Annotated in this window: 12 protein-coding genes; all 12 read right to left on the bottom strand. The window is 64.0% G+C overall.

The genetic code is table 11. The features are described 5' to 3' along the window. Positions 1–313 precede the first annotated feature (313 nt). Positions 314–3,895, bottom strand: coding sequence for a glycosyltransferase (locus ACLEJW_RS22360; RefSeq protein WP_440778271.1), 3,582 nt, complete (start codon positions 3,893–3,895; stop codon positions 314–316). Positions 3,896–4,009: 114 nt separating this feature from the next. Continuing rightward, positions 4,010–5,581 carry a flagellar hook-associated protein 3 gene (locus ACLEJW_RS22355; protein ID WP_145189440.1) on the bottom strand — a complete coding sequence of 524 codons (1,572 nt, stop codon included), beginning with the start codon at positions 5,579–5,581 and terminating at the stop codon, positions 4,010–4,012. Positions 5,582–5,592: 11 nt separating this feature from the next. Next, on the bottom strand, positions 5,593–7,641 hold the full coding sequence (gene flgK / locus ACLEJW_RS22350; RefSeq protein ID WP_313301717.1) for a flagellar hook-associated protein FlgK: 2,049 nt from the start codon (positions 7,639–7,641) through the stop codon (positions 5,593–5,595). Between the two features lie 12 nt (positions 7,642–7,653). Beyond that, entirely contained in the window at positions 7,654–8,817 is a 1,164-nt protein-coding gene (gene flgJ, locus ACLEJW_RS22345) for a flagellar assembly peptidoglycan hydrolase FlgJ (protein WP_313301720.1), read from the bottom strand. An 11-nt stretch (positions 8,818–8,828) separates the two neighbouring features. Beyond that, the gene (locus ACLEJW_RS22340; RefSeq protein ID WP_145189562.1) at positions 8,829–9,938 is read right to left on the bottom strand and encodes a flagellar basal body P-ring protein FlgI; all 1,110 of its coding nucleotides are present in this window, start codon (positions 9,936–9,938) and stop codon (positions 8,829–8,831) included. A 12-nt stretch (positions 9,939–9,950) separates the two neighbouring features. Next, positions 9,951–10,646, bottom strand: a complete 696-nt coding sequence (flgH, locus tag ACLEJW_RS22335) for a flagellar basal body L-ring protein FlgH (protein ID WP_145189449.1) — start codon at positions 10,644–10,646, stop codon at positions 9,951–9,953. Between the two features lie 60 nt (positions 10,647–10,706). Next, complete coding sequence (gene flgG, locus ACLEJW_RS22330) at positions 10,707–11,492, bottom strand: flagellar basal-body rod protein FlgG (protein WP_145189452.1); 786 nt, start codon at positions 11,490–11,492, stop codon at positions 10,707–10,709. 47 nt (positions 11,493–11,539) lie between these two features. Further along, positions 11,540–12,280 carry a flagellar basal-body rod protein FlgF gene (flgF, locus tag ACLEJW_RS22325; protein WP_440778270.1) on the bottom strand — a complete coding sequence of 247 codons (741 nt, stop codon included), beginning with the start codon at positions 12,278–12,280 and terminating at the stop codon, positions 11,540–11,542. A 175-nt stretch (positions 12,281–12,455) separates the two neighbouring features. Continuing rightward, positions 12,456–12,641 carry a hypothetical protein gene (locus tag ACLEJW_RS22320; protein ID WP_145189565.1) on the bottom strand — a complete coding sequence of 62 codons (186 nt, stop codon included), beginning with the start codon at positions 12,639–12,641 and terminating at the stop codon, positions 12,456–12,458. 8 nt (positions 12,642–12,649) lie between these two features. Next, positions 12,650–14,002, bottom strand: a complete 1,353-nt coding sequence (gene flgE / locus ACLEJW_RS22315) for a flagellar hook protein FlgE (protein WP_145189458.1) — start codon at positions 14,000–14,002, stop codon at positions 12,650–12,652. A gap of 31 nt (positions 14,003–14,033) precedes the next feature. Next, entirely contained in the window at positions 14,034–14,741 is a 708-nt protein-coding gene (gene flgD, locus ACLEJW_RS22310) for a flagellar hook assembly protein FlgD (protein ID WP_440778269.1), read from the bottom strand. Between the two features lie 15 nt (positions 14,742–14,756). Then, positions 14,757–15,200 carry a flagellar basal body rod protein FlgC gene (gene flgC / locus ACLEJW_RS22305; protein WP_145189463.1) on the bottom strand — a complete coding sequence of 148 codons (444 nt, stop codon included), beginning with the start codon at positions 15,198–15,200 and terminating at the stop codon, positions 14,757–14,759. Positions 15,201–15,203: the final 3 nt, after the last annotated feature.

Raw genomic sequence — 15,203 nt, 5'->3', positions numbered from 1 at the left:
TAGGAGCGAGCGCAGCTCGCGATCCGCCGCGCGGGCGGCGCTCGATCTCAGCCCGGCATCCAACCGCTGTACCAATGCTGCACATGCGTTTCACGCAGCACGCGGGGCTCGCAGGAAACGCGCCAGGTGGCGGTTTTTGCTTGGCGTGGGCTTTAGGGCGCCTGTGAGATCGAGCGCCGCCTGCGCGGCGCATCGCGAGCTGCGCTCGCTCCTACGGTCTTCTCGGGGCAGTGACGTCTGTGACAGGCGCGCTGTCGCGCCATGCGTAGGAGCGAGCGCAGCTCGCGATGCGCCGCGCAGGCGGCGCTCGATCTCAACCCGGCATCCAACCGCTGTACCAATGCTGAACATGTTCTTCACGCAGCACATAGTCGCGCAGCACCTCCTGCTTGAGACGATCGCCCAGGCGGTAGCTTTCGTCAGCGTCGGCCAAGTGCATGCGGATCGCTTCCAGCCATTCGACCGTGCTGTTGGTCTTGATCCGCGTGCACGGCAGGTAGCCTTCGTAGGCGCGGGTATCGGTCACGATCACCGGGTAGCCGCAGGCACCGTATTCGAGCAGGCGCAGGTTGCTCTTGCAGTCGTTGAAGATGTGATATTCCAGCGGCGCCAAAGCCAGGTCCAGGTTCAAGCTGGCCAACTTGGCCGGGTACAGCTCCAGCGGCACCGGTGGATGGAACTCGCTGATATAAGGACGCAGCGCCGGCGGGCACATGCCGAAGAACACCCACTCGACCTCGTGCGCCAAGGTCTTGACCACCTCGGCGATGACCTCCAGGTCACCGGTATGACTGGTGCCGCCACCCCAACCCACGCGCGGCTTGCGCGAGGTACGACGCTGACTGCGCAGCTGGGTCCATAGCGGCTCGGCCAGCATGTTGGGCATGACCCGAATATCGCTGTGCGTATCATGCAGCGCATCAGCCAGAGCCTGGGTCGACACCACCAGGCGGTCGCAGCGCTCGATGCCGCGGCGCAGCGAGCGTTGCAGGTCCTTGGGCGTGTGCTTCAAGTGGCCATTCTTTTTCGGCACATCGATCACGTAATCGTCCAGCTCGTAGATGCAGAAACCCTTGGAGAAGGTCTTCAGGCGCTCGATTTCCTTGACGAAGCCTTCGGTGTAACGCCCTTGCAGAACCGCCACGTCCGGCGAGCAGCGCTCCAGCTCGACGTTGGTGGGGATTTCGAAGTACTGCTGCTGGGTGACCCAACCGGCCTTCTCCAGCTCTTCGACCGGCTGGATGACGCGGTAGTGACCGACCGCAGTCTTGTTCATCGGCAGCGCCAGCACATGCGGCAACGGCCGGCTGATGAACGGCGTCCAGGCGGCTTTGAGGCCAGGGTCGAGGCAGAAGCTCGAGCCGTTCAGCGACAGGTTGATGTTATAGGCCGGATCCCGCGCGACCACCGGCATCCAGGTGCGCAGGAAGGCTTCGTGCTGTTCGGCCAGGCATACTTGGCGTTTGGCTTCCTGCTCAGGATCCAGCGCAGGTGCGGCGACCGGGTCGATCACCACCCGGGCGTCGGCGGCCCACACCACCAGGTAGCCGGCCTGGCCCAGACGCAGGCCCAGGTCGACGTCGCTGAACGCCAGGCTGTAGACGCTATCGTTCAGCCCGCCAAGCTCCAGGAACAGCTGCTTGCGCAGCAACAGACAATCGGCACCGACCACCGAATAGTTCTGCGAAACTTGCAAACGCTGCATGTAGCCGCCGGCTTCCATCGGCTCGCCGACAAAGGGCGAGCCGACCGCACCGCGCAGCCCCAGCACCCCACCGGCATGCACCACCAGCCCCTCGGCGTTGCACAGTTTGGCACCCACCGCGCCGACTTCGTGGCGCTGGCCATGGCTGAGCATGGCGTCCAGCCAGTCCGGCTCGGTGACCACGGCGAAGGGGCTGAGCATGAGCAAGTAGTCACCGCGCGCGTGTTGCGCAGCGTGATTCTGCACAGCGGCAAAACTGCTGTCTTCGCTGAGCCTGAGCACGCGCAACGTGTCGCCGCCCAGTTGCTCGAGGGCAGCCAGCCAGGCATGGGTGGCCGCTTGCTGACTGGCGTTGTCGACGATCAGCACTTCGTAATGGGCGTAGGCAGTCTGTTGCAGCACGCTTTCCAGGCAGCGCTCGAGCGCCGCCTGCTGGTCCTTGGCGCTCAGCACCAAGGTAACCAGGGGTTGTGCGGCGTGCAGGTAGCGCACGTGATTGATCGCCCCGCCGCTGTTCTGCAAGCGGTAGTCCACCCCCAGGCGCTGCAGATGAGCAGCCAGCACCTTGGGGTTTTCCGCAATCACCGCAGGCGAGGATAACCACGCGGCATAGCCGAAGCTGCTTTGCCCCAGCACTTCTGGAATGTGCTCGACGGTCTGCGGGCCGCGCTGTTCGACCAGTCGCCAGAGCAGATCATGGGGCGCCAGCTCGCGGTAGCCGGCAGCGAAGCCGTCCAGCGCCTGCACCGCCTCACAGGCGAACGCCAGCATGCGCCCGGTGTAGGGATAACCGCGCAGCAAATCAAGGTTGAAGTCCGGCTTGAACACCGGCTCCACCGATTCGCCCTCGCGCAGGCCGCCCTCGTCGCCGTAGCAACAGGCAATCTGCGGGCGCGAGACGATGCGCTCGGCCAGCAGCATCAGGCTGAAGGCATTGAGCCGGTCGCCCGCGCGCAGCAGGTAGACCCAATCGGCCGGGTCGCGCTCGGCGATCAAGGTGTTCAGTTGGCTGGCCCAGTCTTGCTGCAACGGCTGGCTGTGCACGCCGTGCGGCAGCGCTGCCGGCACGCGCGAGCTGGACAACACCAAGGTCGAGTGGGCGCCGTAGGCTTGTGCGGCAATGCTGTCCAGGGTCATTTGCAGGGCCTGGGCATCGCCGTGGCTATCGAGCACCACCGGCACGATGCGCGGGCGCTGTGGCCAGTGTTCGCTCAGGCGCATCAGCCGCGCCAGCACCAGCGGGTCCTGGCGGCACGCCAGCCACTTGCCGTACAGCTCGGCAAAGCTGTCGCTGTCGCTGCCGACATGTGAATCATGAATCGCCTGCAGGCAGCGCAAGGTATGGATGAGGAACAGGTTTTCCCACTGACGCTGTTGGTCGCGGGCATCGCCGTAGATGAACTGCACGCGCACCCAACCGGAAAACGGCTCGCGCTCGGCGACACGAGCGGCGAACATCTCGCGCAGGTGCTGTGCCTCGGTCACGGCTGCAGCTTGCACCTGCGCCTGACGGCGCAGTTGCGCGGGGTGCACGCGCTCCATGCAGTGCACGCCAGCCGTCACGCCCAGGTGGCCACGGCGCAGCAGGCAGACGAACAGCACCAAGTCCAGCAGCGCGACGAAGCCTGGCGCCAGGGCCGGCAGCAGTTCGCGCAGATCCTCGGCGCGCAGCAGCACGCTGCTCAGGCCACCGATGAAATTGAGCTGGCGGGTTTCGAAGAAATCCAGCAGGTCGTCGCCGTTGAACAGCGTGACGCCAAAGGTCACCGGGCTGCTTTCAAGGCGCTGCGGCAGGATGTGATCTTCAGCATCGATAAGCTGCCGGCGGGCCGCGACCAGGCTAAGGTCCTCACGCGCCTGGAACAGCTGCACCTGGCTCGACACGCAGTCGGCCAGCAGTCGGTCATCATCGCACAGGTACTTGATGTATTCGCCCTGGCTATACGCCAGGCCCTGTTGCAGGTTGCCAGCAAAGCCCAGCGGCTGCGGGTTGCGCAGGTACGTCAGCGGGTGGCGCGAAAGCTCGCGCAGCTCCTCGACCACAGCCTCGATCTGTGACCCGGCGCTGTCGTCGCAGACGATCACCTCGAGGTTGTCGTAGTCCTGCGCCAACGCACCCAGCAGCGCGGCACGGAAGAATTGCGGGTTGCAGGCGGGAATGACAAGGCTGACTAAAGGGGCGTGGCTCACGAGGAAATCTCTCGACAGGTGACTGCCCGCAGAGAATTCAGAACAGTCGCTGGTACATTGGAACAAGGCGCCGGCGCCTGCCCGGCAAGGGGCAGCCGCCGGCTACAGGCGCACTCAGAGGACGTTGAACAGGCTCAGCTGGCTGATCCGCGCGAATGCCTGTTGCGAGGCTTCCAGCGTGGCTTTTTGATGAGTCAGGCGAATCATCACCTCGGCCGGGTCCGAGTCGCGGATCGACGACTGGGTCGTGGTGTTGGCGATGCTCAGGCTCTCGTTGGTGTTCTGCTGGATTTCCAGCGCCTTGCCCCGTGCACCGATGTCGGTGACGGCGCGGCTCAGGGTGTCCTGCCCGCTCTGGATGTTGGCGATGGCCGAGTCCAGGTCGGCGCGCAGCTGCTGGTAGGCGGCGTTGTCACCGTCGATCGGCTGGCTCAAGGCGGTGCGCAGCTTGGCCACGCTGTCGAGCACGTTCTGCGTCTGGTGGTTGTCGACGTTGACCATGAACTGGTCGCCCGACTGCTGTGGCGGCGTGCTGGAGAAGGTGAACTGCACACCACCGGCAGAGGCGACGTTACCGGCCATGGTACCGCTGGCCACCGGCCGGCTGTCGGCGTTCAACGGCTGCGCGTACAGCTCGAAGTCGGTGGCGCTGGTGAACTTGATGACCGCGGCACCCCCTGGGAACATCGCCTGGTACTTGGCCGGATCGGTGATGGCGATCGACGACACCTGGGCGCTGGAGGGGTTGCCTGGGCTGCGAGTGGCGGTGATGGTGTCGGGCTTGCTCTGCAGGGTGAACGAATGCCCGGCAACCACGGCGTCGGCGTTGTCGCCGTCCTTGAGGTTGATGTTCAGGCGCAGGTCCACACCGCGGAAGGTGACCATCGAGCCGCCGGCGGTATTGGGGTCGAAGTTGCCGCCCTGGGTCGCTTCGGCAGTCACATCGTTGCCTTGGCTGTCGGTGATGCTGAATTTGGTGCTGCTGAGCATCGTCACGGTGTAAGGCTGGCCGCTTCGGAAGCGGTCATTGTAGTTGACGCTGCCCGATACCTGGCCATTGGACAGTTTGACCCGGCCGTCGTCCACCGCAGGCGCGGTCATGCGGGTTTCCGTACGGCTGGTGTTCAGGGCCTGCTCGAAGACGCTGTAGCCACTGCTGTTGCCGGCCATCTTGAGCATGTCGCCGACCTGCAGTTGCTGTTCGGTCTGGTCGCCATGGTAGCTGTAGGTGCCATCGGCGTTACGCACGAACGGCGCGGTATCGGTCTTGGAGCCGGCGAACAGGTACTGGCCATTTTCGTCACGGCTGTTCATCAGGCTCAGCAACTGGTCTTCCAACTGGCCCAGCTCGGCCGCCTTGGCCTTGCGCTCGGTGTCGGTGTAGCCGGCGTTACCAGATTCGAGTGCCAGCTCGTTGACCCGCGAGAGGATGGTGTTGATCGAGTTGAGGGTGGTCTCGGTCTGGTTCAGCGAATTGGTGATGTTGGTGGCATTGGTCTTGTACTGCGCCAGCATGTCGGCCTGATTGCCCAGCTGCAGCAGACGCGCTGCGCCCACCGGATCATCAGCGGCGGTGTTGACGCGTACGAACGAGCTCGCCTCGTCATTGGTCTTGAGCAGGTTGGAGTAGTTGCGCTGGTAGTTAGCCGTGCTGGACGCATAGAACTGGGCCGTGGAAATACGCATGGTCGAACTCCTTAAAGCGCGGCGATCAGGGTGCTGAAGATTTCCTGCGCCGTTTTGATGATCTGCGACGAGGCGGTGTAGTACTGCTGGTACTTGACGATGTTGGTGGCTTCTTCATCGAGCGACACACCCGACACCGAATCTCGGGCGTTGCTCGCCTGGGTCAGGATCACGCCGGTGGCCTGGGTGTCCATCTGGCCCTGCTTGGCCTTGGCACCGACATCCTCGACCAGCTTGCCGTAGGCATCGGTGATGCTGATGCCCTTGGTCGAACCGATGTCCATGGTCTGCTTGGTCTGCAGCTCCTGCAGGGACAGCGCATTACGGTTGTCCGAAGACCCGGCACCGGTCAGTGCCACGCTGAAGCTGTCGCCCTGCTTGGGCGAGCCGGCCACGTCCATCTCGAAGCTGAACGATTTCTGGTTGCCACTGGCGTCGGTGATCGGGTTGCCGGCCGAGTCGATCATCGGCACGTTGAGCTTGAGGGTATTGTTCTCCCCCGGAACGAACGTGCCGGTACCGATGCTGTTGCCCTTGGCATCGAAGGCTTCGTAAGTCTGCGGCGTGGTGGTCTCGCTGCCGAATACCAGGCGTACCGGGGTCGAATACTTGATGCCGGTCTGCAATTCCAGGCGCTGGGCCGGGTCGGCGATGTCCAGCACCGAGGTCAGCACCGGCTGCTTGATCACCCCGGTACCGGTGTTGCCGCTGCCGGAGGTTGCGGTCAACGGCGCGGCCAGGGCCAGGCGCTTGGCGTCGGTGAGCACCACGTCGATTTCCGCGGAGGCGTTGCGCGTCGGGGTGATCTTGAAGCTGTCGCCTACCGCGGCGGTGCCGGCGCGCAGGTCGATGCTGAAGCCGTCGATCACCGGCGCCGGATCGTCATTGGTGCTGAAGGTGCCCATGTCGGTGCCGTCAGGCAGCTTCTTGACCTGGTACTTGTCGGCGCCGGGGCCGACGAAGGTTACCTGGTAGTCGCTGGTACTGAGCTTGCCGGTGTCGCGGATGACCACGTTCAGCGCCGCGCTGCCGGCGTTGCCGACCTTGGGCGTGCTGCGCGCCGACATGGCCTTGTCGCTGTTGATGTCGCCGAACAGCGCGGCACCGAATTCGCCATTCTTGTCGATGCCCTGGCCCAACTGCGAGTTGAGCTGCTGCGACACCACCAGGGCAATCCGGCCCAGCTCGTTCATGGCCGGGGCCAGGGTTTCGCTGCGATAGCGCAGCAGCCCGCCCATCTCGCCACCGCTGATGCTGTTGGTGACGTCCATGGTGGTGCTGCCACGCTGCAGCTTGACCGCGAACTGGGTCGGGTCGCTGGCGCTCGGCTCGGCACTCATCTTGTTGGTGGTCTTGCCCAGCACCAGCGATTGGCCGTTTTTCAGGTACACATCGATGCTGCCATTGCGCTCGACGGTCTGCACGCCAACCAGCTCGTTGAGCTGGCGCACCGCTTCATCACGCTGGTCGAGCAGCTCGTTGGGCTGGCCGCTGGTGGCCGAGGCCTTGCTGATCTGCTCGTTGTACTGAGCGATGCTGGACGTCAGCTCGTTGATCCGCGAGGTCATCGTGCCGAGGTTGCCGTTGATGTTGTTGTTCTGCTGTTTGAACTGCGCCGACAGGCTGTTGAAGCGGCCAGACAGGGCCTGGGCGTTGCTCAACAGCAGCTGGCGCGAGGCATCCTCGGTCGGCTTGTTGGCGGCGCTTTGCAGCGACGAGAAGAAGTTGCTCAGCGCCCCGGTGATGCCGGTGTTGCTGTCCGAGAGCATGTTGTTCAGCGGCGTGACCTGGCCCAGGTAGGCGGTACTGTCGCTGTTGAGCGAGGTGGCGGTCTGCAACTGCGCGTCAAGAAAGGCGTTGTACACCCGGCGCACGTCGCCCAGGGTGGTGCCGGTGCCGATGAACACCTGGCCTTCCTGCAGCGAGCCCTTGGCGCGCTGGATATTCTGCTGACGCGAATAACCGGCCACTTCGCTGTTGGCGATGTTATTGCCGGTGGTGTGCAGGCCGGCCTGGGAGGTGGTCAGTCCCGACAGGCCAATGTTGATCAGACTCGCCATGGTTGCATGCCCTTAAAGTTGCGTCGTGGTGCCGAGCATTGCGTAGCTCTCGTACGACTTCATCTGTCTTGCGATCTGCGAGATCTTGCTGGCGTAGTTAGGGTCGGTGGCGTACCCGGCCTTTTGCAGCTCTCGCACGAATTGTTCTGGGTTATCGGCCGACTTCACCGCATCTTGATAGCGCGAATTGTTCTGCAGCAGGCTGACCAGGTCGTGGAAGCTGTCCTGGTACGAATCGTAGGAACGGAACGCCGCCGTCTCCTTGACGAATTGCCCATCGCGAAACTCGCTGGTGATCGCCCGCGCCGAATCACCCTGCCAGTTGCCACTGGCCTTGATGCCGAACAGGTTGTGGCTGCTGCTGCCATCGCTGTTGCGCATCACTGACTTGCCCCAACCGGTTTCCAGGGCAGCCTGGGCCACCAGGTAACGCGGATCGATACCAATGCGCTTGGCGGCCTGCTCGGCCATCGGCAGCATGGTGGCGACGAATTCGTCGCTGCCGGCGAAGGCTTTCTGTGGCGCCAGCGGCGGCTGCGCCACGGCGCGGCCGGTGATGCGCAGGCCGTTATCCGGCACCGCGATGGCGCGCGCCACCGACTGTCCTTCGCGGGCAGGCACCGCAGCGCTATTGGCGCTGGCGGCCGGCGTGCTGGCCGACGGTACGATCCCGGCCAACAGACGGTCGGTGAGCTTGCCGGGCAGCGCCAGGCGCCGGGCGTTGAGCGCCGCGACGTCGTTGCGGGTGGCGCTGGCCTGGGCATGCACAGGTTCGGCGACCTTGTTGCCCCACAGCGCTGGCGCACTGCCTTCGATGCGCGGGAACGGGCTGGTATTGGGCGGCGTGCTCTTGTTCTTCGACAGTTGGCGCACCAGCACATCCTGCAAGCCGATACCGCCGCCGTCGCGGGACATGCTCACGGCCAGCTGCTGGTCGTACATGTCGCGGTACTGCTTGACCGAATCGCTGTTCATCGGATTGTCTTCGGCCATCACGTCGCTGGCCTTGCGCGAGGCCTTGAGCATCTCGCTGACGAACAGCGACTCGAACTCGCGGGCCACCTTGCGCACGTTGGCTTCGCTGTCGCGATCGCCGTGCTTGAGCGCGCTCAGGCGGTTGAGGTCGGTGTAGGCGCCGCTGTCGGCAGCGCCGGAAACCAGGCTTTTCGGATTCATCGGCCGCGTCCTCAGATTACGATCAGGTCGGCTTGCAGGGCGCCGGCCTGCTTCAGGGCTTCGAGGATCGCCATCAGGTCGCTGGGCGCTGCGCCGACCTGATTCACCGCACGCACGATCTCATCCAGGGTGGTGCCGGGGCCGAACTTGAACATCGGCTTGGCTTCCTGCTCGGCATTCACGCGCGAGCGTGGCACCACTGCGGTCTGGCCGTTGGAGAACGGCCCTGGCTGGCTGACGATCGGGTCTTCGGTGATGGTCACGGTCAGGCTGCCGTGGGTCACCGCCGCCGGCGATACCTTGACGTTCTGGCCAATGACGATGGTGCCGGTGCGCGAGTTGATGATGACCTTGGCCACGGCCTGGCCGGGGTCGATTTCCAGGTTTTCCAGGATCGACAGGTAATCGACCCGCTGGCTGGGGTCCATGGGCGCGCTGACGCGCACCGAACCGCCATCGACGGCCTGGGCCACGCCTGGGCCGAGCAGTTCGTTGACCTTGTCGACGATGCGCTTGGCCGTGGTGAAGTCCGGCCGGTTGAGGTTCAAGGTCAGGCTGTCGCCCTGGTTGAAGCCGCTCGGCACCGCGCGCTCGACCGAGGCGCCGCCTGGGATGCGCCCGGCCGACGGTACGTTGACGGTGATCTTCGAGCCATCGCGGCCTTCGGCATCGAAACCGCCGACCACCAGGTTGCCCTGGGCGATGGCGTAGACGTTGCCGTCGATGCCCTTGAGCGGGGTCATCAGCAGGCTGCCGCCGCGCAGGCTCTTGGAGTTACCGATCGACGATACGGTGATGTCGACCACCTGCCCCGGTTTGGCGAAGGCCGGCAGGTCGGCATGCACCGACACCGCAGCGACGTTCTTCAGCTGCACGTTGCCTGACCCTGGCGGCACCTTGATGCCGAACTGCGAGAGCATGTTGTTGAAGGTCTGCAGGGTGAACGGGGTCTGCGTGGTCTGGTCCCCGGTGCCGTTGAGGCCCACGACCAGGCCGTAGCCGATCAACTGGTTGGTACGCACGCCGGATATGCTGGCGATATCCTTGAGGCGCTCGGCATGAGCACCGAACGCGCAGGACAGCAGCAGGGTCGCGGCAATCAGCTGCCTAAGGTTGAACATGTTCATGCGTACTCAGAAGGGCCACAGCGGGCTCATGAAGAAGCGGTCCAACCAGCCTGGCTGGCTGGCATCGGCGAACGAACCGGTGCCCGAATAGGTGATCCGCGCATCGGCCACGCGGGTCGACGGCACGGTATTGTCGGTAGCGATGTCGTCGGCGCGGATCAGGCCGGCGATACGCACCAGTTCTTCACCGGTATTGAGGGTCATCCACTTCTCGCCGCGCACGGCGATGATGCCGTTGGGCAGCACTTCGGCCACGGTCACGGTGATCGAGCCGGTCAGGGTGTTGCCCTGGGTGGCCTTGCTGTCGCCCTTGGTGGTGCGGTCGCCGCTGTAGCCAGCCTCAAGCGACAGATCGCCTCCGCCGAACGGGTTGTTGGTGTTCGGCGTGGCCCCGAACAGCGAGGTCAGGCCCAGGTTGGCCTTGCTGTTCTTCTGGATCTGGGACCCGGCGTTCTTGCTCGCCGAGGTGCGCTCGTTGAGGGTGATGGTGATGATATCGCCCACACGGAACGCCTTGCGGTCGGTGTACAGGCTCTGCTCGAAACCGGCCTGGTAGATCGAACCGTTGTTGGCTGCAGCCGGCAGCGGGGTGCGCGGCAGGACCGGCGCATAGTACGGGTCGTTGGGCTTGGGCGTCGGTGCGACGCAACCAGCCAGCACAACCGCCCCCCCCAGGGCGCACACAGACAACAGACGTTTCATGACACTTACCTCACGGTGTAGCGGGAGTCGGACCTGCACGATGGCTAGCGACGGCCGGGATTAAAGCTGCTGGGTGACGAACGACAGCATCTTGTCGGCGGCGGAAATGACCTTGGAGTTCATCTCGTAGGCACGTTGGGTGGTGATCATGTTCACCAGCTCTTCAACGGTGCTGACGTTGGAGTTTTCCAGGGTCTGCTGCAAGGTGGTGCCGAAACCGTTCAGGCCCGGGGTGCCCACCTGCGGCGCGCCGCTGGCGGCGGTTTCCAGGAACAGGTTGTCTCCGATCGCCTGCAGGCCGGCCGGGTTGATGAAGTCGGCGGTCTGAATGTTGCCGATGACCTGCGCAGCCGGGTTGCCGGCGGTGGTGATCGACACCGTGCCGTCCTGGCCGACGGTGAAGGTCTGGGCGTCGTTGGGCACCACCACCGCAGGCTCCAGGGCGAAGCCCTGGGCAGTGACGATCTGGCCGTCGGAGTTCAGGTGGAAGGTGCCGTCGCGGGTGTACGACACGGTGCCGTCGGGCTGCAGCACCTGGAAGAAGCCACGGCCGTTGACCGCCATGTCCAGGGGGTTCTCGGTGGTCTGCAGGCTGCCGGTCTGGAAGTTCTTCTGGGTGCCGACGATGCGCACACCGGTACCGACCTGCAGGCCCGAGGGCAGCTCGCTGTCCTGGGTCGACTGGGCACCAGGTTGCCGCTTGATCTGATACAGCAGGTCGGCGAACTCGGCACGATCACGCTTGAAGCCGGTGGTCGAGACGTTGGCCAGGTTGTTGGAAATGACGGTCAGGTTGGTGTCCTGGGCGGACAGGCCGGTTTTAGCGACCCAAAGAGCCGGAAGCATCAGTATTCTCCTCGTGCGCCTGTTTTACGGCACCCGTTCAATGTTGGTTAGCCGATTTGCAAAACACGCGCCATGGCTTCATCGCCTTCCTTGGCCGCGTTCATCATTTTCACGTGCAGCTCGAACTGGCGAGACAGCGCCAGGACCGAGGTCATTTCCTCTACGGCGTTGACGTTGCTGCCCTCGAGAAAGCCCGAAACCACGCGGACATTGACGTCAGCGTCAGCCGGCTGGCCGCTCTGGGTGTGAATCAGCCCGTCCAGGCCCTTGTCCAGGCCCTTGATGTCCGGATTGACCAGCTTGATGCGGTCGACCTCGGCCATGACCCGCGGGCCTTCGCCCATGGAACGGATGCTGATGGTGCCGTCGGCGCCGACTTCGACTTTCTGCTCAGGCGGAATGGCGATCGGGCCACCGTTGCCGATCACCGGCATGCCGTTGCCGGCGCGCAGCACGCCGAGGGCGTCGATGTTCAGGCTGCCAGTACGCACGTAGGCCTCGCTGCCGTCGGGTGCCTGTACGGCGATGAAGCCCTTGCCGGTGACGGCCACGTCCAAGTCGCGCCCGGTCTCGACCATCGGCCCTTCGCTGAAGTCGGTGGCCGGGCGTTCGGTCATGGCAAAGGCCCGCGACGGAAAGCTGTCGCCGAACACCGGCATCGAGCGCGCCTGTTCCAGGTCACGCTGAAAGCCGTTGGTGGAAACGTTCGCCAGGTTGTTGGCATGGGCCTTCTGCGCCAGCGCGTTCTGGCTGGCGCCGGTCATGGCCACATAAAGCATCTTGTCCACAGTCATCCTCCGCTGCACTGACGATCGTTTGCCGCTCGCCGCTGCTGTGCAGGCTCTAAAGCAAGTTCTGAACCAACTTTGTCAATTGGTGAAAAAGCCCGTGAATACGGGCTTTTTCGAGGGGGCTTCGGGGGCTGGCGCCGGTTAACCGGCGCGCGCTTGCCGGTAGCGGCAATCAAGGCTCTCGGCAGCCGCCATTGCTGAATGGTCCGGCAAATTTCTTCCAGCCCTGCCCTGGCGACCACTGCGCACATACCAGCCGGCCATCGGCCTGGCTCTCCCAGCGCCACCAGGGCGCGGTGCCGGCCTGCGCCTGGCACAGGCAGAGCAGTGCCAGGAGCATGAACCCGAGCGTCTTCATCACTGCCATCAGGTCATCTGGATGATGGTCTGCATGATGGTGCTTTCCGTCGAGATGGTCTTGGCGTTGGCCTGGTAGTTGCTCTGCGCCTTGATCAGCTCGACCAGCTCCTGGGTCAGATTGACGTTCGACGCTTCCAACGAGTTGGATTCGACGCTGCCCAGGGTGCCGGTCTTCGGCGAATCGATGCCGGGGATGCCCGAGGAGTAGGTTTCGGTCCAGCGTGTGCCGCCGATCTGTTGCAGGCCCTGCTCGTTGGCGAAGCTGGCCAGGGCCACCTGGCCGATGGCGCGCGACTGCTGGTTGCTGAAGCTTGCGAACAGCACCCCGGTGGAGTCGATCGACAGGCTCGACAGAATGCCGGTGGCATAGCCGTCCTGGGACTGCGACATGCGCGCAGTCTCGGTGTTGTACGAGCTGGTGCTGTTCATCGACAGGCGCATGCCGGCGGCGTTTTCAGCCGAGCCGTTGGATGCCCAGTTGCCTGCTGCATCCTTGGCCGCCGGGATCCAGCCCTTGAGGGTGAAGGTATTGTTGGTCACCGCCCACTCGGCGCCTGGCCCGGCCCCTGGCGGGATGCTGGTCGGGTCGGTGGTCATCGACGCCACGCTGCCGTCGGAGTTGAAGGTCATCGACGCTTCCAGCGGCGCGCTGCTGGTCGGGTCCATGGGGTTGCGGCCATCGACCAGGGTGTACATGGTCCACTGGTTCGTACCGGTCTTGCGGTAGAACTGCTCCATGGTGTGCTCGTTGCCCTGGCTGTCGTACACCTTGGTCGGGAAGGACTTGGTGTAGGTGGTGTCATCGGCCGGATCGAAGGTCGGGCCGGCTGGCGTACCGCCTGGCAGGGGAATGATGGTCGCTTCGGAATTGAGGTTGATGCCCTGGTCGATCAGGCTGGTGGCCTTGGGCGCCAGCGACGAGGTGTCGATCTTCAGGTCAGTCAGCACGCCGCGCTTGATGTTGCCGTTTTCATCGGCAGCGTAGCCCTGCAGGCGCAGGCCATCGGAGGTGACGACGAAGTTGTCCTTGCTGTTCTGGAAGGCGCCGGCACGGGTGTAGACGCGCGCACCGTTGTCCGAGAGCACGAAGAAGCCCTGGCCCTGGATGCCCATGTCCAGCACGTTGCCGGTGTTGTTGACGTCACCCTGGCTGAACTGCTGGGAGATCGCCGCCAGGCGCACGCCGTTACCGACCTGGTTCTTGCCCACGCCCAGGCGGTTGGCGCCGGCGTAGACATCGGCGAACTCGGCGCGCGAGGACTTGAAGCCGGTGGTGTTGACGTTGGCGATGTTGTTGCCGGTGACGTCGAGTTGCTTGTTGGCTGCGTACAGACCGCTAAGGCCGATATTGAAAGACATGCTGTTGCTCCTTGTTGCCGTTCTGTCGGCCTTAGATACCGATGGTTTGGACGTCGGACAGGGACACTTTGCCCACCCCTGCCAGGTTCAGCACCATCTCGCCGGTGCTGTTGAAACTTACGCTGGTGACCTTGGCCGGCAGCAGGGTGTTCATCTGCACGGCCTTGCCATCGACGGTGGTGGTGGCGGTGAAGGTGTAGGTGCCTGGGTCGACTTTCTCGCCCTTGTCGTTGGTGCCGTCCCAGATGAAATCGCCGTAGCCGGCTTTCTGCTCGCCAAGCTCGATGGTCTTGACCGTGTTGCCGTCCTTGTCGGTGATGGTGATCTTCGCCTCGGAGGTGTTCTGCGGCACCACGAACTGGGCATTGAAGCTGCTGCTGGTGTCGACCACGGCCTTGTCGTTCTGCACGATCACCGAGCGCCCGGCCAGAGAGGAGGCTTGCAGCGCCTGGGACGAGGCCATGGCGCTGGTAATGGCGCTGACCGACTGGTTGAGCGAAGTGATGCCTTCGAGGCTGCTGAACTGCGCCAGCTGGGCGACGAATTCGCTGTTGTCCTGTGGATCCAGCGGGTTCTGGTGTTGCATCTGGGTGACCAGCAACTGCAGGAACGCATCCTTGCCCAGCGCCTGGCCACCGGTGGCGGCGTTGGTCGAGGACTTGTTCTGCGAGCCTGACTTGACGCCGGAGTTGGCGATCACGTCGTTAAGGTTGACACCGCTACTGCTGTCGACTGCCATGGTTCGGATTCCTTATCACTGACCCAGGGTCAGGACCTTCTGCATCATGTTCTTGGCGGTGTTCATCAGCTCGGCGTTGGTCTGGAACGCACGGCTGGCAGAGATCATGTCAGCCATCTCTTCGACCACGTTGACGTTGGGGTAGTAGACGTAGCCGTCCTTGTTCGCCGCCGGATGGTTGGGCTCGTACCGCGCCTCCAGCGTGCTCTGGTCTTCGACGATGCCTTGCACCTGCACGCCCTGCCCGGCCTGGCCCTGGTCTTCGAACAGCGACTGGCCGACGCCGGCCTGGGCATTCTGGAAGGTGGTGGCGAACACCGGGTGACGGGCGCGGTAGGTCTGGTCGATGCTCGAAGAGACGGTCTCGGCGTTGGCGATGTTGGAGGCGACGGTGTTGAGGCGGGTGTTCTGCGCGCTCATGCCACTGCCGGCAATGTTGAAAACACTGGAAAGGGACATGGA

It is taken from the genome of Pseudomonas sp. SMSB3 (genome assembly GCF_052041965.1).
Lineage (GTDB): Bacteria > Pseudomonadota > Gammaproteobacteria > Pseudomonadales > Pseudomonadaceae > Aquipseudomonas.
Note: the sequence above shows the minus strand (reverse complement) of the source record. Positions and strands in the feature narration are given on the sequence as shown.

Excerpts from the sequence above, each read along its gene's own strand:
- flgD (WP_440778269.1), bottom strand. The coding sequence starts at position 14,741 with ATGGCAGTCGACAGCAGTAGCGGTGTCAACCTTAACGACGTGATCGCC.
- flgK (WP_313301717.1), bottom strand. The coding sequence starts at position 7,641 with ATGGCGAGTCTGATCAACATTGGCCTGTCGGGACTGACCACCTCCCAG.
- flgG (WP_145189452.1), bottom strand. The coding sequence starts at position 11,492 with ATGCTTCCGGCTCTTTGGGTCGCTAAAACCGGCCTGTCCGCCCAGGAC.
- ACLEJW_RS22355 (WP_145189440.1), bottom strand. The coding sequence starts at position 5,581 with ATGCGTATTTCCACGGCCCAGTTCTATGCGTCCAGCACGGCTAACTAC.
- flgE (WP_145189458.1), bottom strand. The coding sequence starts at position 14,002 with ATGTCTTTCAATATCGGCCTTAGCGGTCTGTACGCAGCCAACAAGCAA.
- flgH (WP_145189449.1), bottom strand. The coding sequence starts at position 10,646 with ATGAAACGTCTGTTGTCTGTGTGCGCCCTGGGGGGGGCGGTTGTGCTG.
- ACLEJW_RS22320 (WP_145189565.1), bottom strand. The coding sequence starts at position 12,641 with ATGAAGACGCTCGGGTTCATGCTCCTGGCACTGCTCTGCCTGTGCCAG.
- flgC (WP_145189463.1), bottom strand. The coding sequence starts at position 15,200 with ATGTCCCTTTCCAGTGTTTTCAACATTGCCGGCAGTGGCATGAGCGCG.
- flgJ (WP_313301720.1), bottom strand. The coding sequence starts at position 8,817 with ATGAATCCGAAAAGCCTGGTTTCCGGCGCTGCCGACAGCGGCGCCTAC.
- ACLEJW_RS22340 (WP_145189562.1), bottom strand. The coding sequence starts at position 9,938 with ATGTTCAACCTTAGGCAGCTGATTGCCGCGACCCTGCTGCTGTCCTGC.